Raw genomic sequence first — 19,344 nt, forward strand, 5'->3', positions numbered from 1 at the left:
CGGCGATAGGACATGCAATTGGGATTGACAAACCAAGGCCCGTTACAGAAGCCCGGATGAGCGCAGCGACATCCGGGGTCTCGCCTGCTGTATTGGTGAACCCGGATGTCGCTGCGCTCATCCGGGTTACGAGCCGATCATCCGAAGCGCCATGCTCCTTCCGCGTCATTGCGAGCGCAGCGAAGCAATCCAGGACCCAGCAAGAACTCTGGATTGCTTCGCTGCGCTCGCAATGACGGAGCACATAGTAAGCGCCGCTACGGCCGCAGCGTCTCCATGAACCTGACCGGCTCACCCGTGGCCGGTGTCAGCAGTTCGCCCTGCCACATCACGCGGCGGCCGCGGACGAAGGTGCCGACCGGCCAGCCGGTGACGCGCACGCCGTCATACGGCGTCCAGCCGGCTTTCGACGCCACCCATTTGTTGGTGATGGTCTCGCTGCGCTTGAGGTCGACGATCGTGAGGTCGGCGTCGTAGCCGGCGGCGATGCGGCCCTTGCGGGCGATGTTGTAGATGCGAGCCGGGCCGGCGCTGGTGAGGTCGACGAAACGCGCGAGCGACAGCCGGCCGGCATTGACGTGGTCGAGCATGATCGGCACCAGGGTCTGAACACCGGTCATGCCGGAGGGCGAGGCCGGATAGGTCTTCGCCTTCTCCTCTGCGGTATGCGGGGCGTGGTCGGAACCGAGGATGTCGACGATGCCCTGATGCACGCCCCACCAGATGACGTCGCGATGGTCGGCCGAGCGCACCGGCGGATTCATCTGCGCATAGGTGCCGAGCCGCTCGTAGCACTCGGGCGCTGTCAGAGTGAGATGATGCGGCGTCGCCTCGACGGTGGCGACGTCCTTGTGGTCGCGCAGATAGACGATCTCTTCCTTGGTCGAGATGTGCAGCACGTGGATTCGCTTGCCGGTCTCGTGGGCAAGATTGACGAGGCGCTGGGTGGCGCGCAGCGCCGCCTCCTCATCGCGCCATACCGGGTGCGAGCGCGGATCGTTCTCGACGCGCAGACCCTTGCGCTCGTTGAGGCGGTATTCGTCCTCGGCGTGGAACGCGGCGCGACGGCGGATGACCTGGAAGATGCGGCGGAGCGAGTCATCGTCCTCGACCAGCAGCGAGCCGGTGGAGGAGCCGACGAACACCTTCACACCGGCGCAGCCCTCGGCGCGCTCGAGCACCGGCAGTTGCTCGACGTTCTCGCGGGTGCCTCCGATGAAGAAGGCGAAGTCGCAATGCATGCGGTGCCGGCCGGCCTCGATCTTGGCGGTGAACGCCTCCTCGGTGACCGTCAGCGGGTTGGTGTTGGGCATCTCGAACACGGCGGTGACGCCGCCCATCACGGCGCTGCGCGAGCCGGTTTCGAGATCCTCCTTGTGGGTCAGGCCGGGCTCGCGGAAATGCACCTGGGTGTCGATCACGCCGGGCAACACGTGCAGGCCCTTGCAGTCGATGATCTCGGCGGCCGAAGCCGCGCCGAGATCGCCGATCTCGACGATGCGGCCAGCGGTGATGCCAATGTCGCGAACGCCCTCGCCGTCCTGATTGACCACCGTGCCGGATTTCAGAATGACGTCGAACCGCTGGCTCATGAACCCCTCTAGGATTTCATTCTCCGCATTCATCGGAGACAGATCGATCATGCTGCGCGCCTGCCCATTTGCTGGCCTGCCAGGCCTCGCGCGGCTTGATCTTTAGGATGAAGCCACCGCAGTGCAGCGTTTCAGCCTTGTGGTTTAAGCCAGGGCGGCTTACGTTTCGGTGCGGCGTGTCGCAAGAGGTTTTTCGAATGAAAGCGACGTTTCTCGACGACCGGGGCGTGGTCCAGGTCAGCGGCGACGATGCACGCAAGTTCCTCAACGGACTGGTCACCACGGACGTCACCAAGCTCGTTCCGGGCGAGGCCCGGTTCGGGGCATTGCTGACGCCGCAGGGCAAGATCATCATCGACTTCCTGGTGGCGCAGGCGCCCACGGGCGAGGCCGGTGAACGCTTCCTGCTGGATTGCCCGCGCGCGCTGGCGCAGGCGCTGGCGGACAAGCTCAATTTGTACAAGCTGCGCGCCAAGCTGACGGTCGCCAACCTGTCGGATCAGGTGGGTGTCATCGCAGTGTGGGACGGCACGCCCGGTGCGGCGCTAGATCTCTGCTTCAGAGATCCGCGTCACGAGGCGATGGGTGACCGCGTCATCGCGCCGCAGGCCGAGCTCGCCGAGATCGCGGCGGGACTCGGCGCCGACATTGTCGCGGCCGCAGACTACGAGGCGCATCGGATCGATCATGCCGTGCCGCGCGGCGGGCTCGACTTCATGTATGGCGACGCCTTTCCCTACGAGACCAACATGGACCGCCTGCACGGCGTCGACATCGGCAAAGGCTGCTATGTCGGCCAGGAGGTGGTGAGCCGCATGCACCATCGCGGCACCACGCGGACACGCACCGCCAAGGTGCTGATCGACGGCCCGAGCCCGGAGCCGGGCACGCCGATCTTGGCCGGCGAGAAGAGCATCGGCACGATGGGCTCGGCCGCTGCGCAGAAGGGCCTGGCGCTGCTGCGCATCGATCGCGCCGCGGAAGCCATGGAGGCTGGCACGCCGCTCACTGCTGGCGGGCTGACGCTGCGCATCGCCGATCCCGACGCGCTGCAGGGCGCGCCGAAACAAACGGTCGCCTGAGCGGATCGTATGGGCCGCGCCGCCGTCGTCCATCCTGATGGTCTGACGCGCTGCCCCTGGCCGGGCAGCGATCCGCTCTATGTCGCCTATCACGACACCGAGTGGGGCGTGCCCGAGTATGACGACCGCGCCCTCTACGAGAAGCTGATCCTCGACGGCTTCCAGGCCGGGCTGTCGTGGATCACGATCCTGCGCAAGCGCGACAATTTCCGCCGCGCCTTCGATGATTTCCAGCCGGAGAAGATCGCGCGCTACAGCGACAAGAAGATCCATGCGCTGATGAACGATGCCGGCATCGTCCGCAACCGCGCCAAGATCGAGGGTGCCATCCTCAGCGCGAAATCCTGGCTCGACATCCAGGACAAGGGCCCCGGCTTCTCGAAGCTGCTATGGGGCTTCATGGACGGCGCGCCGAAGGTGAATCAGTTCAAGACCACGGCGAGCGTGCCGGCTTCGACGCCGCTCTCGATCAAGATGTCGAAGGAGCTGTCCTCGCGCGGCTTCAAGTTCGTCGGACCCACGATCGTCTACGCCTTCATGCAGGCGACCGGGATGGTCAACGACCATCTCGTCACCTGCTTCTGCCACGAGACCTGCAGCGGCAAGCGCCGCGCCCCGCGCCTCAAGATCAAATGACGACCAAGACGCCCGACAACGGGCACGACCGCGTCTGGCAGCGCATGCTGTCCGGCCGCAGGCTCAACCTCATCGATCCCTCGCCGCTCGACGTCGAGATTGCCGATATCGCGCACGGATTGTCGCGCGTGGCGCGCTGGAACGGGCAGACGTCCGGCGCCCACATCTTCTCGGTCGCGCAGCACACGCTGCTGGTGGAGACGGTGATGCGCGCGAAGAAGCCGAACATCGATGCCAAGCTGCGGCTCGCTGCGCTGCTGCACGACGCGCCGGAATACGTCATCGGCGACATGATCTCGCCGTTCAAGGCGGTGCTTGGCGGCAGCTACAAGAGCGTCGAGAAACGGCTGCTCGGCGCGATCCACATCCGCTTCGGCCTGCCGGCGGAGGTCGCGCCCGAGATCGAGCGCCAGATCAAGGCGGCCGATCGCGGCGCGGCCTATCTGGAGGCGACACGACTGGCCGGCTTTTCCGAGAGCGAGGCGAGGAAGCTGTTCGGCCGCGACCCCGGCCTGCCGGAGGCGACCGTCACGGAATATCTGACGCCGTGGAGCGCGGCCAAGGCGGAGAAGCGGTTCCTGACCCGGTTCAACCTGGTGCTGGGGTCCTGACGGCCATGCCGTTGACGCCGGACGAACGCCGCAACGAACGGCTGAAGCTGACGGCCAACTGGCTCAACACGCTGGCGACCGCCATCGTCACCGCCGGAACGTTCGTGCCGCTCGCGCAGTTCGTCTACGGCGTCCTGCCGCAGAATACCCCGGCCGGCCTGATCTACGGCTCAGGCGTGGTTTGCATTGTGACCGGAGTGCTCTTACATTTGCTGGGCCAGTGGATCCTGGGAGGTCTTCGATGACCACGCACCAGCTTTTTGCCATGAGCTTCCCGCTCCTGACCGCCGTGGCCGTCGCCATGGTGGCCCTGCTCGTGCGCCGTCCCTGGTCGGAGAAGCCGGTCGAGATCGCCTCGCCGAGCCGGGAGCGCGTGCTCGAGCAGGTCGAGCGCCTCAATGCCGAGATCGAGGTCAAGGCGCATCTGGTCCGCCAGGAGCTGCGGCAGCTCAGGAACACGCGCTGACGGCCGCCCGCCCCCGCTGCGCCGGCCTGACGGCAGCCATCTCGAAGCCGCTTTTGCCCCGCCGCTTCCGATCGTATAATCGAGCTTTCAAAGGCCCGATATGATCCACGTCTGTTCGCTTGCCGCATTGCCCGAGACCGTGCGCCTGACCGGCGCCAGCCACGTGCTGACCATCATGGCCAATGTCGAGCAGGTGCGGCGGCCCGAGACGATCCTTCCCGAGAACCATCTCCGGGTCTCCGTGGACGACATCACCGAGCACATGCCGGGCTTCGTCGCGCCGTGCGACGAGCACGTCACGCAGGTGCTGGAGTTCGTGCGCGGCTGGGACCGCGCGGCGCCGCTGGTGATCCACTGCTACGCCGGCATCAGCCGCTCGACCGCGAGCGCCTTCGCCGCGGCCTGCGCGCTCAACCCGCACCGCGACGAGCTCGACATCGCCTGGGCGATCCGGCAGGCCTCGCCGATCGCCTCGCCCAACCGCCTGCTGGTCAGCCTCGCGGATCGGGCGCTGGGGCGCGAAGGCCGCATGATCCGGGCGCTGGAAGCGATCGGACCCGGCGCGATGATGGTGGACAGCACGCCGTTCCGGATCGATCTGGAGTGAGCTTGGTCCCGTCATTCCGGGGCGCCGCGTCAGCGGCAAACCCGGAATCCCGAGATGGCTGATCTCATCGCGGTATCCACCAAACCACCAACCTCTGGGTTCCGGGTTCACGCTTCGCGTGCCCCGGAACGACGGTGCATCGGCAGGGCGCGCGCAGGGGCGAAAGCCGAGTATCTGCGCACCGGCGCCGGTTGAACTTGCGCCGCGCCGTTTGACACTCATGGAACTGCAGCCATCGTGGCGGCGCGCGCGGGCCGGCCGTCGATTCGCTGCGCATCCCTCCGGGGCCGACATGGCCTCTCTCTCCTCTCCCATGACGCCGGCGGGCGCCATCGACTCAGGACTCCCAGGCGTGATGTTTGATTGGCCACTGGACTGGATTGCCCTCCTCATCGCGTTCGCGGCGCTCGCCTTCGCGCGCAAGACCTCCGATCGACTGAGGGAGGTCCAGGCGCGTCTCGCCAAGCTCGAGGCCCGCTCCGGCGAGGCACCGCTGGCGGACGGACCGCCGCTGAGCCCGCTGTGGGACACCCACGCAGCCCCGCCCGTGCCGCCTCCGCTGCCCGAGGTGACCGAGCCCACGCTGCAGCCTGCGGCAATGAGGGACGACGAGACCGTCGCCGAGGCCCCGCCGCTCGCGCCGCCGCCGCTGCCGCAAGCCTCGGCCGGCTTCGAGGAGCGCATCGGCACCCGCTGGGTGGTGTGGATCGGCGGGCTCACGCTGGCGCTCGGCGGCTTCTTCATGGTGCGCTATTCGATCGAGGCCGGCCTGGTCGGCCCCGAGGTCCGCGTGGCGCTCGGCGCGCTGTTTGCCGCAGCCCTGCTCGCCGCCGGCGAATGGACCCGGCGCAAGGAAAGCATCTCGCAGATCGCGGCGCTGCCGATCGCCAACATCCCGGCGATCCTGACCGCGGCCGGCACGGCCGTCGCGTTTGCGACCATCTACGCGGCCTATGCGCTGTATGAATTCCTGGCGCCGGCGATTGCCTTCGTGCTGCTCGGCGCGGTCGCGCTCGGCACGCTGGCCGCGGCGCTGCTGCACGGCCCGGCGCTGGCCGGGCTCGGCCTCGTCGCCGCTTTCACCACGCCGGTGCTGGTGTCCACCGGACAGCCGAACTACTGGGCGCTCTACATCTATCTCGCCATCGTCACTGCGGCTGCGTTTGCGCTGGCGCGGGTGCGGCTGTGGCGCTGGCTGGCGATGACCACGATCGGGCTGTCGTTCCTGTGGACCCTGCCCGGCCTCGACGCGGGCGTCGAGACCGTCGCGCCGCATGTCTTCCACGTCGTCGCAGGTTTTGCGCTGACCGCGCTGATCGTCGTCTGCGGCTTCCTGTTCGGCCCGGCGGCCGACAATGACGAGGTCGAGCCGATCTCGTCGGTGGGTCTCGCCGTCTATCTGCTCGGCGCGATGCTGGTCGTGCTGTCGAGCTTCCATGATGGCCTGGCGCTGATCGGCTTCACCGTGCTGATCGCGGCCACGCTCGTGGTGGCCTGGCGTGCGCCGAGCGCGACCGGTGCGGTCGCGGCAGCGGCCGGAACCGTGTTCCTGGTGTTCGCCGAATGGGCGTTGCGCGACAATCCGGACCTGCTGGTGCTGCCCGGCGGCGCGCTGCCCGACATGGGACCGAACCCGCTCGGCGCATCCGTGTCGTGGCACCTGGTGACCGCGGCGATCTTCGCGATCGGCTTCGGCTGCGCCGGCTTCCTGGCGCAGGGGCGCTCGCAGAATGCCGCCGTGCCGGTGGTGTGGTCGGCGGCCGGCTTGTTCACGCCGATCGCATTGCTGGTCGCGCTCTACGCCCGCATCGCTCATCTCGACCGCTCGATCCCGTTCGCGATCGTCGCGGTCGTGCTGGCGGCTGCGTTCGCGGTCGCCACCGAGCTCCTGACGCGGCGCGAGGAGCGGCCGGGACTCTCCGCCTCGATCGCGCTGTTCGCCACGGGCACGCTGGCGGCGCTGGCGCTGGCGCTGACCTTTGCGCTGGAGAAGGGCTGGCTGACGATTTCGCTCGCCTTGATGTCGCTCGGCACCGCCTGGATCTTCGAGAACCGGCCGATCCCGTTCCTGCGCACGCTGGCCGCCGTGTTCGCCGGATTGGTGGTGCTCCGGATCGGCTACGATCCGCGCATCGTCGGCGCCGATGTCGGCACCACGCCGATCCTCAACTGGCTGCTGTGGGGCTATGGCGTGCCGGCCGCCTCGTTCTGGGGCGCGAGCATTCTGATGCGCCGCTATGGCGACGATGCGCCGTTGCGCGCGGTCGAGGCCGCGGCCATCCTGTTCACGACGCTGCTCGCGTTCCTGGAGATCCGCCATGCCGTCAATGACGGCGACATGCTGGCGGTGCCGTCGCTGGCCGAAGCGGGGCTCGACGTCTGCGTCGCGCTGGCGCTCGCGATCGGGCTGGAACGGCTGCGCGTGCGCAGCCAGAGCATCGTGCACAATGTCGGCGCCGTGATGCTGACCGGCTTCGCCGGCGGCGCCACACTGTTCGGATTGCTGCTGTTCGAGAACCCGATGATCTCGGACGTCACCATCAAGGGCGGCGTGCTCAACATCCTGATCCTGGCCTACGCCTTCCCCGCGGTGCTGATGCTGCTGCTATCCTACGCGGTCGCGGGCCGGCGTCCGCCGGCCTATGGCAATACGCTGGCCGCCGGCGCGCTGATCATGGCGCTGGCCTATGTGAGCCTGGAGATCCGCCGGATCTATCACGGACCGGATCTGACCAGCGGCGTCACCAGCGCGGCCGAGCAGTATACCTACTCGATCGCCTGGCTCGCCCTTGGTGTCGTGCTGCTCGGCATCGGCATCGTGGTGTCGTCGCAGCGGGCGCGACTGGCCTCGGCGATCGTGATCGCGCTGACCATCCTGAAGGCCTTCCTGGTCGACATGTCCGCGCTGACCGGCGTCTGGCGGGCGCTGTCCTTCATCGGCCTCGGCCTGGTGCTGGTCGCGATCGGCTGGCTGTACCAGAAGGTGCTGTTCCGCCGGCAGCAGCAGGCGCCGCCTGCTGCGCCGGCCGGATGATCGTCAGGCCGCGCGCACCGACTGCAGGAACGAGGCGACCTCGCGCTTGAGCCGGTCGCTGTCGGTCGCCAGCGACTTGGCGGCGTTGAGCACATGCGCCGACGCCTGGCCGGTCTCGGTCGCGCCGCGCTGCACGTCGACGACGTTCGCCGACACCTGCTGCGTGCCGTGCGAGGCCTGCTGGACGTTGCGTGAGATCTCCTGCGTCGCCGCGCCCTGCTCCTCGACCGCGGCCGCGATCGCCGAGGAGATTTCCGACAGCCGCTCGATGGTGCCGGAGATGTCGCGGATGGCACCGACGGATTCCTGCGTCGCGGCCTGAATGCTGCCGATCTGCTGGCCGATCTCGCCGGTCGCCTTGGCGGTCTGCTCGGCGAGTGCCTTGACCTCCGAGGCCACCACCGCGAAGCCGCGGCCGGCTTCGCCGGCGCGCGCCGCCTCGATGGTGGCGTTGAGCGCCAGCAGGTTGGTCTGGCCCGCGATCGAGTTGATCAGTTCGACCACGTCGCCGATGCGTGCCGCGGCCTTCGACAACTCACCGACGCGATCGTTGGTCTGGCGCGCCTGCGAGACCGCCTCCTGCGCCATGCGCGCGGATTCCTGCACCTGGCGGCTGATCTCGGTGACCGAGGACGACAGCTCCTCGGTGGCCGAGGCGACCGACTGCACATTGGTCGACGCCTCCTCGGACGCGGCCGCGACCTGGGTCGAGATCTCCTGCGAGCGCGTCGCGGTCGAGGACAGCGCGCCGGCGGAATGCTCGAGCTCGGTGGACGCGGACGATACCGTCTGCACGATCTCGCCGATCGTATTCTCGAACTGCCGGGTGATGTTGTCGACGCGGCGGCCCCGCTCGATCTTGGCCTCGGCGTCGCGCGCGGCGAGCGCATCGGCGTCCCGCTTTGCGATCAAGGCCTCCTTGAACACCTGCAGCGTATCCGCCATCGCGCCCATCTCGGTCGGCTCGCCACGATGCGGCACCTCGGCGGAGAGATCGCCCTGCCCGAGCGCCTGCATCGGCCTGATGATCGAGGCGATGCCGGACGAGACATCCTGGACGAGATAGATGCCAACGGCAACGCCCGCGGCGACTACGGCGAGAACCATCGACGTCACGACCCAGAAGGTGCTGTTGTAGTCATCGGCGGCGCTGCGCGTGGCCGCCTCCGCACCGTTGTCGTTGTAGTCGATCGCCTTCAGCAGCAGCTCTTCCAAGGCGGCGGAGGCGATGCCGGCCGGCTTGAAGAGCGCTTCGACGTCATCCGGTACCTTGCCCACGTTCTTGCGCGAATAATCGATCACCTTGTCGGCTTCTGCCGAGTACCTGTCCCAGGCTCGCGTCCAGGCTTCGTAGATGCCTCGCTCCTCGGCGGTGGAAACCAGCGGCTCGTAGGCCTTGATGTCCTTCTTCACCTTGGCAAGCGCGTCGGCCATGCGCTTGTCGTTGCTGGCCTTCGCCTCGGGCGTCTGCGCCATCACATGGGCGCGGAGCGTCAAACGGTAGACATTGATATCGGCCCGCAGATTGCCGAGCGCGCGCACGCTGGGCAGCCAATTGGTGGCGATGTCGACTGTCCGCGCGTTGATGCCCCGCATGCTGTGCAACGAAAACACGCCCATGCCGGACATCACGATCAGCATGAACGCGATGACGGCGATGATCTTGATGCGAATGGAAAGCTTGGACACGTCCGTTGATCTCCCGAGAGAATCGTCTCTAACAACCGGCCGTATCTGCCAGGTCACGACGTCGTCGTGGCGACCGGTGCATCTGCGCAAACAAAAAGCGGCATCTGCTGTCGCGCAGATTGCCGCTTTCTCCGCAAACTTATGTTAATGGTCCGCCACGTACTACTACGGAACAATGGCGACGAGAGCCGCCGAATTGTTAGGCCGCGCGCACGGACTCCAGGAACGAGGCAACCTCGCGCTTCAGCCGGTCGCTGTCGGTGGCGAGCGATTGCGCCGCTGAAAGAACATGCGACGATGCTTGACCGGTCTCCGACGCGCCGCGCTGCACGTCGACGACGTTCGCCGAGACTTCCTGCGTGCCTTGCGAGGCCTGCTGCACGTTGCGCGAAATCTCCTGCGTCGCGGCACCCTGCTCTTCCACCGCCGCGGCGATCGCAGACGAGATCTCCGACAGCCGCTCGATAGTGGTGGAGATCGCGCGGATGGCACCCACCGACTCCTGCGTCGCCGCCTGAATGCCGGAGACCTGCTGACCGATCTCGTCGGTCGCCTTGGCGGTCTGCTCGGCCAGTGCCTTCACCTCGGAGGCGACGACCGCGAAGCCGCGGCCAGCCTCGCCGGCGCGCGCCGCCTCGATGGTCGCGTTCAATGCGAGGAGATTGGTCTGGCCGGCGATCGTGTTGATCAGTTCGACGACGTCGCCGATGCGGGCCGCGGCCTTGCTCAGCTCGCTGACGCGATCATTGGTCATGCGCGCCTGGTCCACGGCTTCCGTCGCCATCCGCGCCGATTCCTGCACCTGCCGGCTGATCTCGGTGATCGACGACGACAGTTCCTCGGTGGCGGACGCGACCGACTGCACGTTGGTCGAAGCCTCCTCCGAGGCGGCGGCAACCGCAGTGGAGATCTGCTGCGAGCGCGTCGCCGTCGAGGACAGAGCCCCCGCCGAATGCTCGAGCTCGGTCGAGGCCGACGATACCGTCTGCACGATCTCGCCGATGGTCGCCTCGAACTGCCGCGTGATGTTGTCGACGCGGTGGCCGCGTTCGATCTTCGCCCGGGCATCAGCAGCGGCGTGATCGTCGGCTTCCTTCTTGGCGATCAGCGCTTCCTTGAACACCTGCAACGTATCGGCCATGGCGCCGATCTCGGTCGGCTCGCCGCGATGTGTCACCTCGGCGGAGAGGTCCCCCTTCGCGAGCTCCTGCATCGGCTTGATGATCGAGGCGATACCCTGCGAGACGTTCTGTACGAGATAGAAGCCGACGGCGACTCCGGCGATCACGGCCGCGACGATGATCGACACCACCAGCCAGATCGCGCGCGAGAAGCTCTCAGCGGCCTGGCGCGTCGCAGTCTCCGCGCCCTTGTTGTTGAACTCGATGTCCTGGATGAAATACTTGTCGGCGTCACGCGCGATCGCCGCCGCGGATTTCTCCAGCAGCTCGGTCGCCTCGCGCGGCATCCTCCCGACGCTCTTGTTCGATTCGTCCATCACTTGCTTGACGGCGACGACATACTTCTCCCAGGCCTGTACCCAGTTATTGTAGATCGCCCGCTCCTCGGCCGAGGTGATCATCGGCTCGTAGGTCTTCCGATCCTTGTTGATCGTTTCGAGGATCCCGTTCACGCGCTTCTCGGCGGCCTGCTTGGTCTCCGCCGTATCCGACATGACATGCGCGCGTAGTGCGATACGCAGGAGGTTGATATCTGAGCGCAGCTCGCCGATCGCGCGCACGCTCGGCAACCAGTTGGTTGCGATGTCAACCGTGTTCGCATTGATCGATTGCATGCTGACGACGGCCAGCGCTCCAAGCCCGCCCATTGTCACGAGCATGAACGCGATGACCGATATAATCTTCGAGCGAATGGACATTCTGGACACGGGTGACCTCAGCTGGCTGCGGGTTCGACCGCTTTCTTTGCAGTGCAAAAAAGACTGCCTGAAACGACCAGGTCTGCACTGCGTCGACGTCAGAGCACTTCGAATCGATCGAAGCTCCGGTTCCGATCTGACGATGCCATTGGGCGCGAAAGCGCCTTATCGGAGGTTAATGGGGAAGCCGTAGGACTACTGACAATGCAAATAAAACAATCACCGTCGCGACGCGAGCGGTGTTTGATGACCGTTTCTTGTTCTACCATCGTGGCACACGGATCCTCATGAGTTACAACTCGCAGATCCGAGCCCGACGCTCTTGCAACATCTGGTATACCAACCTTGATGAAGCGAGAGTTAATAGTACAACCAGAACAATCACTGGGTTCGCGAACATGTCAGATCAGGACGTCTGCGACGGTCACGATCGCAGTTCGCCGGTTGCTCCAAACAAGCTTTGGAAGATCTCAGCGATCGCACCGACGGCGACATCGACGTGGCGCCGTCGCGGTGACCTCGAGAGAGATAGGAGAAAGGAGAGGGGCGTCGAGACGTCCTCGACGACATCACATCGCGGAAGCCGCTGGCGCAGAGCAACAGCGTCCCGGCGCACCGACGATCCGCATGACGCGGCGCGCGCGATCGCTGCTTGAACTCAGGTGACGGCCTCGGAGACGAGACGGATTCGGAACACGGGCTGCTTGGCCTCGTCCAGCAGTTCCATCTGCCATTCGGTGCCCTGCTGCAACGTCTTGGAGATGCCGCCGATGAGATCGGAGCAGACGGCCGTCAGTTCGTTCCAGGCGGATTCCCGGTTGGCGAATTCGTAAGGCTGATCAGCAGCACCAGAATATCGGCCCTGGCTGATCCGGAAGAAATAAAGCGACATTACCGACCCTTTCGATTGGGCCACCCCCCCGGTCGCAAACTGCAGAATGAGTCGCTACCGAGGCATGAATCCAACTGTCCGTACGACTACGGCGCAATGACCACTAGCGTGCGCTAGCGTCGTCGCAGATTGACCCATGTTAATCCGCGACGTGTTTTTCAATCGATGAGTGAACTAACAACTAATCGGTAGAGCGACGCAGTTCAGACGCACCGTCAGCATTCGCGTTTTCAGACTTACTCGGCGCGGACTTCGCGGATTCGGTTTTCACCGGTTCCACCTTGCTGCGCTCGACGCGCGGCGTCTCCACCCGCGCGGCAACCTCCGTGTGCGACGGATCGGCAGCAGGCGCGGCTGCACGCGCCGCGCGTGGGCGGGCCACGGCGCGCGCCATCAGCATGGTGGCACCGCCCTGGTGCTGGAAGTCGCAATACGCGAAGGCGCCGAGTCCGGAGACCGAGCCGCGGAAGCTGCGCTCATCCTTCTTGTCGAGGTTGAAGCAGGGCTCGAACGGCATGCCCTTGATCGAGGCACAAACGTTCTGGCCACGGATCTGCAGCGTGTTGCCGGGCAGGCGAATGTGACGGACCGGGCCCGAGCCCGAGAACTGCACAGCGCCGGCGGCGCCCATGTCATCAAGAATGCGGCCCGCGCCCCGCGTGCCGTCGACACAGGTGAAGGCGAACACCTTTCCGGCGACGAACTTGCGTGCCTCGTCGGCCGTCATCGACCCCGCCAGCGCGGGAGCGACCACGGCGCCAGCCGTCAGGGTTCCCAGCAAAAATCGCCCGAGCATGCATCAAACTCCCACTTAACCCCACACAGCGGGTAAGGCGGTATCTTTACCCCATGCTTACCATACCATTCATGGCAACAATGGAGCAGCATGGTTTGAAAAGTCTGAACAAGTTCAGGATATCCTTACCACGGTGCGGCCGCGAACCTGGCCGGCGAGAATCTGCGGGCCCAGCGAGGCGACCTCATCCAGGGCGATTTCGCGAGTAATTTCAGACAGTTTTGACCGGTCCAAGTCGGTTGCGAGGCGCGACCAGGCAGCCTTGCGGGCCGGCAACGGGCACATCACCGAATCGATGCCGAGCAGGCACACCCCGCGCAAAATGAATGGGGCGACCGAAGACGGCAGATCCATGCCGGCGGCCAGGCCGCAGGCTGCGACCGCGCCGCCATATCTGGTCATCGACAGCAGGTTCGCCAGCGTGTTGGAGCCGACGCTGTCGACGCCGCCGGCCCAGCGCTCCTTCGCCAGCGGCTTGGCGGCTCCGGAGAGCTCGTTGCGGTCGATGATCTCGGCCGCGCCGAGCGACCTCAGGTAGTCCGATTCAGTGGAGCGCCCGGTCGAGGCGATCACGTGGTAGCCGAGCTTGGCGAGCACCGCGATCGCCACCGACCCGACGCCGCCCGCGGCCCCCGTCACCACCACCGGACCGCTCGCCGGCGTCAGCCCGTGCTTCTCCAGCGCGAGCACCGAGAGCATGGCGGTGAAGCCGGCGGTGCCGATCGCCATCGCGTCGCGGGCCGAGAGACCCTGCGGCAGGGCCACCAGCCAGTCGCCCTTGACCCGGGCCTTCTCGGCATAGGCGCCGAGATGCGTCTCGCCCATGCCCCAGCCGGTACAGATCACGGCGTCACCGGGCTTCCATGCGGGATGGCTGGACTGTTCGACCGTGCCGGCGAAGTCGATACCGGCGATCATCGGGAAACGGCGGACCACCGGCGCCTTGCCGGTCAGCGCCAGCCCGTCCTTGTAGTTCAGGTCGGACCATTCGACCTTCACGGTGACGTCGCCGTCCATCAGCTCGGCTTCGTCGAACTGCGTAAGCGTGGCGGTCGTTCCCTTGTCGGCCTTGTCGATCCGGATCGCCTTGAACGTTCCCACAGCGTCACTCCCTGAGCTCTTGAAGATTCAGGCCATGTTTAGCCGATCGGATCGGACGCGCAACTCAGGTCGCTGCGACTGCGCGCGCCACCGGCTTCTCGACGATCGGCAGGTTGATTAGGGCCGACAGCACGCCGAACAGGATCGAGAGCCACCAGATCGGCGTGTAGGAGCCGTAGCGCTCGAACACCAGGCCGCCGAGCCAGACGCCGAGGAATCCGCCGACCTGATGGCTGACGAAGGCGAAGCCATAGAGTGTCGCGAGCCAGCGGGTGCCGAACATGATCGCGACCAGCGACGAGGTCGGCGGCACGGTGGAGAGCCAGGCGAGACCGGAGACGGCGCCGAACGCGATCGCGCTGGCCGGCGTGACCGGAAACGAGATGAAGGCGAGCGTCGCCAGCGCGCGGGTGAAATAAATGAAGGACAGGATGTAGCGCTTCGGCAGCCGGCTCTGCAGCCAGCCGACGCTGAGCGAGCCGATGATGTTGAACAGGCCGATCGCCGCGATCACCCAGCCGCCGACCTGTGCCGACAGGCCGCGATCGACCAGGAAGGCGGGCAGATGCACGGTGATGAAGGCGAGCTGGAAGCCGCAGGTGAAGAAGCCGAGCACCAGCAGCACGTAGGAGCGATGGCCGAACGCCTCCATCAGCGCCGTCGTGAACGACTGCTGCTCGGCCTCCGTCGGCTTGGCCTCGCTGGCCGGCGGCGTCGCCACCGCAAGCGACAGCGGCACGATGAACAGCATCAGCGTCGCGAACACCATCAGCGCGCTCTGCCAGCCGAATTGGTCGATCAGGGCCACGCCGAACGGCGCGAACAGGAACTGGCCGAGCGAGCCGGCTGCCGTGCCGGCGCCGAGCGCGACGCCGCGCCGCTCCGGCGGCAGCAGCTTGCTGAACGCTGACAGGATGAGATTGAACGAGCAGCCCGACAGGCCGAAGCCGACCATCACGCCGGCGCCGATGTTCAGCGACAGCGGCGACGAGGAATAGCGCATCATCAAGAGGCCGCCGGCATAGAGCAGCGCACCGACGCAAATCACGCGCATGACGCCGAAGCGGTCGGCGATGGCGCCGGCGAGCGGCTGGCCGAGCCCCCACAACAGGTTCTGCACGGCGACCGCGAGCGCGAACACGTCGCGGCCCCAGGCGAATTCCCGGCTCATCGGCTGCACGAAGAAGCCGAGGCTGGAGCGTGGGCCGAAGCTGAGCAGCGCGATGGCGCAGCCGCAGACGATGATGACGAGCGGCGTACGCCAGCTCTGGGTCCGGGCTGATGCGAGATCGCCTGCCTGTATCGACATGAATGTCTCCCCCGAATGCGCCGCGTCATCCGGCTGCTCGCTCCGGATTAATGCATTTGCATTGATCCCCCAAGCTCAAAAGCCGGAACCCAGCCATGAAAAAAATCATGCGGAGCCTCTTCATGAGCGGACGTCATGCGAGGTGAGTTCCAACGGCGGAACATTCGGCTCTTGCAACGCGAGTGCTTGCCGATGATTCAGCCCTTGCGCGAACGACCTTCAGAACGGCGGCGTTTTATCGCCAAACACGGCTAAACAGCGAGGGAAGTCTCTGAAGAAGAACTAACAGGTGCGGAGGTACAGATGCGCACGCAATGTGGAATTTGGACTGCCTCATGGACCACGATCGGATCGAGACCTCAGGCCACATCGTGATCGTCGGCGCAGGTGTCGCTGGACTGTCCTGCGCGCTGGCACTCGCACCGCAACCGGTCACGCTGATCTCGGCGACATCCCTTGGCGAGGCTTCGTTCGGCGCGACGATGCAGGCCGATATTGCCGCCGCGATGGCGGCCGGCGACAGCCCCGAGGCGCACGCCGCCGACATGATCGCGGCCGGCGGTGGCCTGGTCGACGCGACCGCCGCGCTGGACCTCGCGCGCGAGGCTGCGGAGCGGATCGAGCACCTTGCGCGCCTCGGCGTTGCCTTCGATCGCGATCACAACGGCAGGCTGGCGACCTCTCGCACAGCGGCCCATGGCACGCCGCGAATCCTCAGTGTGCGCGGCGACTTCACCGGACAGGCGATCATCGCCGCCTTGTCGCAAGCCGTTCGCACGACGCCTTCGATCCGGGTGATCGAAGGCCACGTCGTGGACGCGCTGGTCACGGAAGATGGGGTCGTGCGCGGCGTGCAATTGCGCCGCGCGGATGAGAAGACCTCCCCGCCGCTGCTGATCGCTGCGCCGGCGGTCGTGCTGGCCACCGGCGGCATCGGGCATCTGTTCTCCGTGACGACCAATCCGCCGCACGCGAATGGCGCCGGCCTCGCGGCCGCGGCACGGGCCGGCGCCGTGATCGCCGATCCGGAGTTCGTCCAGTTCCACCCGACGGCGATGGCGAGCGGTCACGATCCGGCACCGGTCGTGAGCGAGAGCCTGCGCGGCGCCGGCGCCATCCTGGTCAACCGGCGCGGGCAGCGCTTCATGCTGCCGCGCCATCCGCTGGTCGATCTCGCTCCGCGCGATACGGTCGCGCGCGGCATCATGGCCGAGATCATGGCCGGGCGCGGTGCTTTTCTCGACGCGCGCGACGTGCTCGATGACGATGTCGCCGAGCGCTATCCGATGCTGCACCGGGCATGTGCTGCCGCCGGCCTCGATCCCACCCGGCAGCCGATTCCCGTGGCCCCTGCCGCGCATTTCCACATGGGCGGCATCGCGGTCGATGGCCGCGGGCGCAGCTCGATCGAGGGCCTGTGGGCCGCGGGCGAGGTTGCGGCCACCGCGACCGATGGCGCCAACCACATTGCCGGCAACGCGCTGCTGGCGGCCCTGGTGTTCGCCAGGCGCATCGCGGAGGACATCGCGGGCCGGACCTTCGCGCCTCCCCCCGCGCTGCATGACGCCGCGCTCGTCCAGTCCGGGGACGCGGCGTGCCCGCTGACGGAGAAGGCGCTGCGCGAGATGATGACCGCTCAGGTCGGCGTCCTCCGCGACGAGGAGCGGCTGGCGGAGGCCATCACCCTGATCGCCAAGACGGAGCGGGACAGCGCCGATCCGGGCCTGGGAAACATGGCGACGGCAGCGCTGCTGATCTCCACGGCCGCCTGGAGCCGGCGCGAGAGTCGCGGCGCGCATTGCCGGGTGGACTGTCCGGCGGAGAACCCGAGTTTCGCGCACCGGACGATGACGACGCTGGCCGCCGCACGCGAGATCGCCGACGAGATCGCAGCGCGTCCCTCGGCGCGACTGCCGCGATCGCTCAGCGCTTAGTAGAGACCGACCTCTTCTCGCGGAACGACGGTCGTTCCGAGGCAAGGCCGCAGGCCTTGAACCCGGAACCTCGAGCTTGTCTTGCGCAAGCCAATCTCGAGATTCCGGGTTCGATCGTCCACGCGCGGCGCGCGCGGACGATCGAACCCGGAATGACGAAGGTGTTGATAGAGGCTTACCGCCGGGTCCAATTCGGATTGATCTCGGCTTCGCTCTTGGCGGCTTCGGTCAGCTCGGCGGAAATGGCCGCGGTCTGCTGCGGCGTGCCCCAACTCGGCGCGTCGCTGCCATCGCCCCAGCGCTTCGGCCGGTAGAAGGTGTGGACCCCAAACTTGTACATGCGCTTCATTTCGGCGACCCAGGACGGCCGCACCCAATAGGCATGATAGTGGGTCGACTTGCCCACCTCCGGCAGCCAGATCTCGCCGTCGAGCATCGCCTTGGCGATCTTCTTGGCGCGATCCCACATCTCGGGCTCGCGAATCACGTCGGCATTGTTGTCGCAGGCGAAGGTGAACTGGCAGGCGAAGTGGCGGTATTTGTTCTGGTAGACGACGCCGCACACCGTGGTCGGATAGTAGCCGGAGAAGGCGCGGTTCAGCACGACCTGCGCCACCGCGATCTGGCCGCGCACGGCCTCGCCGCGTGATTCGAAATAGACCGCTTCCGCAAGGCACTTCTCGGACTTGAAGCGCGACTTCTCGCTGGTCAGGCCAAGCCGCTCGGCCGGCGTCTTGGCGCGCTGGTTGTCGGCGTTGACCTCGCCCTTCGGCGCGATGCTCTCGCCGCCGTCGCCGGACTTCGTGACATCCTCCGCCGGCTGCGACAGCACCGCCATCGATTTGAGTTCGGGATCCGGCATCACGATCAGCGGCGCCTCGCCGGGCTGCCAGGTTTCGATCATACCGGCGGCGCCGCCGAGCGACGCCGTGCCGAAATACAGGCTGGAGGTTTTGATGTTGAGGCCGTCGGTGCCGGCGGCGGCCTCTGCGGAAGCGGGACCGACCGCGGGCTTGAGCTCACCCGAGGGCTGGGTCTCCGCCTTCGCGGCGTCGTACTGCACGAGCGGCGGCGCGCGCAGCGCCTCCTGCAATTCGGGATCGAGCGTTGTGTGCTGCGGCGCTTGAGTGGTCTTGGCGCCGAACACCGAGGAATTCGAATCAGGCTGGGTCGACGGCGTCGGTGACGGCTCGGCGGGCATCGGCTCCATGGGAGCGGCAGACTCCGTCGGCTGCTCCGGCGGCGCGGGGGGACGTACGACGAGACGATCGCCCTTCAGCGTGCGGTCGACCTTGGGAAAGTCGGAAGCCTGGTAGCGCGGCGGAACCTGCAGCGCCGGATTGCGCGGCGTCGTGCTGCCGGTGATGTCGAGATCGCGTCGATCGAGGCTGGCAAAGCGGATGCTGACCGCAGGCGGCGCCGACGTGCCGATCGGCAGGCCGAAGCTGTAGGTCGCCACCTGCACCGAGGCCGCGGCAGAATACACACGCTTCTGCCAGCGTTCGGCAACGCCCGGCTGGCGGGCGAGCAGTGACGCGATGTCTTGATATCCGGTCTCTGTCGGCATCAGAGCGAAGACGCAGAGACCGAGTCCGAAGGACGCATAACGCGCGCCCTTCGGACCGGGACGCAGAACTAACATCGATACGCTCAACGCAACGCTACGCTACTCACTCGATCGAACGACAGTGCTTCCGTGACAATTCGATCTGTCAT

General features: G+C 66.5%; 16 protein-coding genes. 8 read left to right on the forward strand and 8 right to left on the reverse strand.

Features of this window, described 5'->3' with window-relative positions; translation table 11 throughout:
• Positions 1 to 257: 257 nt before the first annotated feature.
• On the reverse strand, positions 258 to 1,592 hold the full coding sequence (locus tag ACQR1Y_RS25440) for a dihydroorotase (RefSeq protein ID WP_434876915.1): 1,335 nt from the start codon (positions 1,590 to 1,592) through the stop codon (positions 258 to 260).
• A gap of 197 nt (positions 1,593 to 1,789) precedes the next feature.
• Between ACQR1Y_RS25440 and ACQR1Y_RS25445 the strand changes: the two genes are divergently transcribed.
• The 7 genes from ACQR1Y_RS25445 (at position 1,790) to ACQR1Y_RS25475 (ending at position 8,028) form a co-directional block, all read left to right on the forward strand.
• On the forward strand, positions 1,790 to 2,674 hold the full coding sequence (locus ACQR1Y_RS25445; protein WP_434876916.1) for a YgfZ/GcvT domain-containing protein: 885 nt from the start codon (positions 1,790 to 1,792) through the stop codon (positions 2,672 to 2,674).
• A 9-nt stretch (positions 2,675 to 2,683) separates the two neighbouring features.
• Positions 2,684 to 3,310, forward strand: a complete 627-nt coding sequence (locus ACQR1Y_RS25450; protein WP_434857015.1) for a DNA-3-methyladenine glycosylase I — start codon at positions 2,684 to 2,686, stop codon at positions 3,308 to 3,310.
• Entirely contained in the window at positions 3,307 to 3,921 is a 615-nt protein-coding gene (locus ACQR1Y_RS25455) for a YfbR-like 5'-deoxynucleotidase (RefSeq protein ID WP_434857016.1), read from the forward strand. Before ACQR1Y_RS25450 ends, ACQR1Y_RS25455 begins: the two co-directional genes overlap by 4 nt.
• A 5-nt stretch (positions 3,922 to 3,926) precedes the next feature.
• A complete protein-coding gene (locus ACQR1Y_RS25460; protein ID WP_434857017.1) occupies positions 3,927 to 4,166 on the forward strand; it encodes a hypothetical protein in 240 nt (79 codons plus the stop codon).
• Positions 4,163 to 4,387: a hypothetical protein gene (locus ACQR1Y_RS25465; protein ID WP_434857018.1), complete on the forward strand. Its 225-nt coding sequence runs from the start codon at positions 4,163 to 4,165 to the stop codon at positions 4,385 to 4,387. The genes ACQR1Y_RS25460 and ACQR1Y_RS25465 overlap by 4 nt, the downstream gene beginning before the upstream one ends.
• 100 nt (positions 4,388 to 4,487) lie before the next feature.
• Positions 4,488 to 4,994, forward strand: a complete 507-nt coding sequence (locus ACQR1Y_RS25470; protein ID WP_434857019.1) for a tyrosine phosphatase family protein — start codon at positions 4,488 to 4,490, stop codon at positions 4,992 to 4,994.
• Positions 4,995 to 5,349: 355 nt separating this feature from the next.
• On the forward strand, positions 5,350 to 8,028 hold the full coding sequence (locus ACQR1Y_RS25475) for a DUF2339 domain-containing protein (RefSeq protein ID WP_434876917.1): 2,679 nt from the start codon (positions 5,350 to 5,352) through the stop codon (positions 8,026 to 8,028).
• Positions 8,029 to 8,031: 3 nt separating this feature from the next.
• Here ACQR1Y_RS25475 and ACQR1Y_RS25480 read toward each other — a convergent pair whose 3' ends face one another.
• From ACQR1Y_RS25480 to ACQR1Y_RS25505, 6 genes are all read right to left on the reverse strand, one after another.
• Positions 8,032 to 9,717 carry a methyl-accepting chemotaxis protein gene (locus tag ACQR1Y_RS25480; protein ID WP_434876918.1) on the reverse strand — a complete coding sequence of 562 codons (1,686 nt, stop codon included), beginning with the start codon at positions 9,715 to 9,717 and terminating at the stop codon, positions 8,032 to 8,034.
• Between the two features lie 199 nt (positions 9,718 to 9,916).
• Positions 9,917 to 11,605: a methyl-accepting chemotaxis protein gene (locus tag ACQR1Y_RS25485; protein WP_434876919.1), complete on the reverse strand. Its 1,689-nt coding sequence runs from the start codon at positions 11,603 to 11,605 to the stop codon at positions 9,917 to 9,919.
• 649 nt (positions 11,606 to 12,254) lie between these two features.
• Positions 12,255 to 12,488 (reverse strand): DUF6894 family protein, encoded by a 234-nt coding sequence (locus tag ACQR1Y_RS25490; protein WP_434876920.1) that lies wholly within the window; start codon positions 12,486 to 12,488, stop codon positions 12,255 to 12,257.
• A gap of 181 nt (positions 12,489 to 12,669) precedes the next feature.
• Positions 12,670 to 13,284: a hypothetical protein gene (locus ACQR1Y_RS25495; protein ID WP_434876921.1), complete on the reverse strand. Its 615-nt coding sequence runs from the start codon at positions 13,282 to 13,284 to the stop codon at positions 12,670 to 12,672.
• Positions 13,285 to 13,398: 114 nt separating this feature from the next.
• The gene (acuI, locus tag ACQR1Y_RS25500) at positions 13,399 to 14,385 is read right to left on the reverse strand and encodes an acrylyl-CoA reductase (NADPH) (RefSeq protein ID WP_434876922.1); all 987 of its coding nucleotides are present in this window, start codon (positions 14,383 to 14,385) and stop codon (positions 13,399 to 13,401) included.
• 64 nt (positions 14,386 to 14,449) lie between these two features.
• Positions 14,450 to 15,694: an MFS transporter gene (locus ACQR1Y_RS25505; protein ID WP_434876923.1), complete on the reverse strand. Its 1,245-nt coding sequence runs from the start codon at positions 15,692 to 15,694 to the stop codon at positions 14,450 to 14,452.
• A 335-nt stretch (positions 15,695 to 16,029) separates the two neighbouring features.
• Between ACQR1Y_RS25505 and ACQR1Y_RS25510 the strand changes: the two genes are divergently transcribed.
• Positions 16,030 to 17,628 (forward strand): L-aspartate oxidase, encoded by a 1,599-nt coding sequence (locus tag ACQR1Y_RS25510; protein ID WP_434876924.1) that lies wholly within the window; start codon positions 16,030 to 16,032, stop codon positions 17,626 to 17,628.
• Positions 17,629 to 17,803: 175 nt separating this feature from the next.
• On the opposite strand, the gene ACQR1Y_RS25515 is transcribed toward ACQR1Y_RS25510, so the two are convergent.
• Complete coding sequence (locus ACQR1Y_RS25515; protein WP_434876925.1) at positions 17,804 to 19,270, reverse strand: cell wall hydrolase; 1,467 nt, start codon at positions 19,268 to 19,270, stop codon at positions 17,804 to 17,806.
• Between the last annotated feature and the right edge of the window lie 74 nt (positions 19,271 to 19,344).

The sequence above is a fragment of the Bradyrhizobium sp. HKCCYLRH3099 genome, assembly GCF_051167855.1.
Classification (GTDB): Bacteria; Pseudomonadota; Alphaproteobacteria; order Rhizobiales; family Xanthobacteraceae; genus Bradyrhizobium.

Excerpts from the sequence above, each read along its gene's own strand:
- ACQR1Y_RS25450 (WP_434857015.1), top strand. The coding sequence starts at position 2,684 with ATGGGCCGCGCCGCCGTCGTCCATCCTGATGGTCTGACGCGCTGCCCC.
- ACQR1Y_RS25465 (WP_434857018.1), top strand. The coding sequence starts at position 4,163 with ATGACCACGCACCAGCTTTTTGCCATGAGCTTCCCGCTCCTGACCGCC.
- ACQR1Y_RS25440 (WP_434876915.1), bottom strand. The coding sequence starts at position 1,592 with ATGAGCCAGCGGTTCGACGTCATTCTGAAATCCGGCACGGTGGTCAAT.
- ACQR1Y_RS25515 (WP_434876925.1), bottom strand. The coding sequence starts at position 19,270 with ATGTTAGTTCTGCGTCCCGGTCCGAAGGGCGCGCGTTATGCGTCCTTC.
- ACQR1Y_RS25510 (WP_434876924.1), top strand. The coding sequence starts at position 16,030 with ATGGACCACGATCGGATCGAGACCTCAGGCCACATCGTGATCGTCGGC.
- ACQR1Y_RS25505 (WP_434876923.1), bottom strand. The coding sequence starts at position 15,694 with ATGTCGATACAGGCAGGCGATCTCGCATCAGCCCGGACCCAGAGCTGG.
- ACQR1Y_RS25460 (WP_434857017.1), top strand. The coding sequence starts at position 3,927 with ATGCCGTTGACGCCGGACGAACGCCGCAACGAACGGCTGAAGCTGACG.
- ACQR1Y_RS25490 (WP_434876920.1), bottom strand. The coding sequence starts at position 12,488 with ATGTCGCTTTATTTCTTCCGGATCAGCCAGGGCCGATATTCTGGTGCT.
- ACQR1Y_RS25495 (WP_434876921.1), bottom strand. The coding sequence starts at position 13,284 with ATGCTCGGGCGATTTTTGCTGGGAACCCTGACGGCTGGCGCCGTGGTC.
- ACQR1Y_RS25470 (WP_434857019.1), top strand. The coding sequence starts at position 4,488 with ATGATCCACGTCTGTTCGCTTGCCGCATTGCCCGAGACCGTGCGCCTG.
- ACQR1Y_RS25445 (WP_434876916.1), top strand. The coding sequence starts at position 1,790 with ATGAAAGCGACGTTTCTCGACGACCGGGGCGTGGTCCAGGTCAGCGGC.
- ACQR1Y_RS25455 (WP_434857016.1), top strand. The coding sequence starts at position 3,307 with ATGACGACCAAGACGCCCGACAACGGGCACGACCGCGTCTGGCAGCGC.
- ACQR1Y_RS25475 (WP_434876917.1), top strand. The coding sequence starts at position 5,350 with ATGTTTGATTGGCCACTGGACTGGATTGCCCTCCTCATCGCGTTCGCG.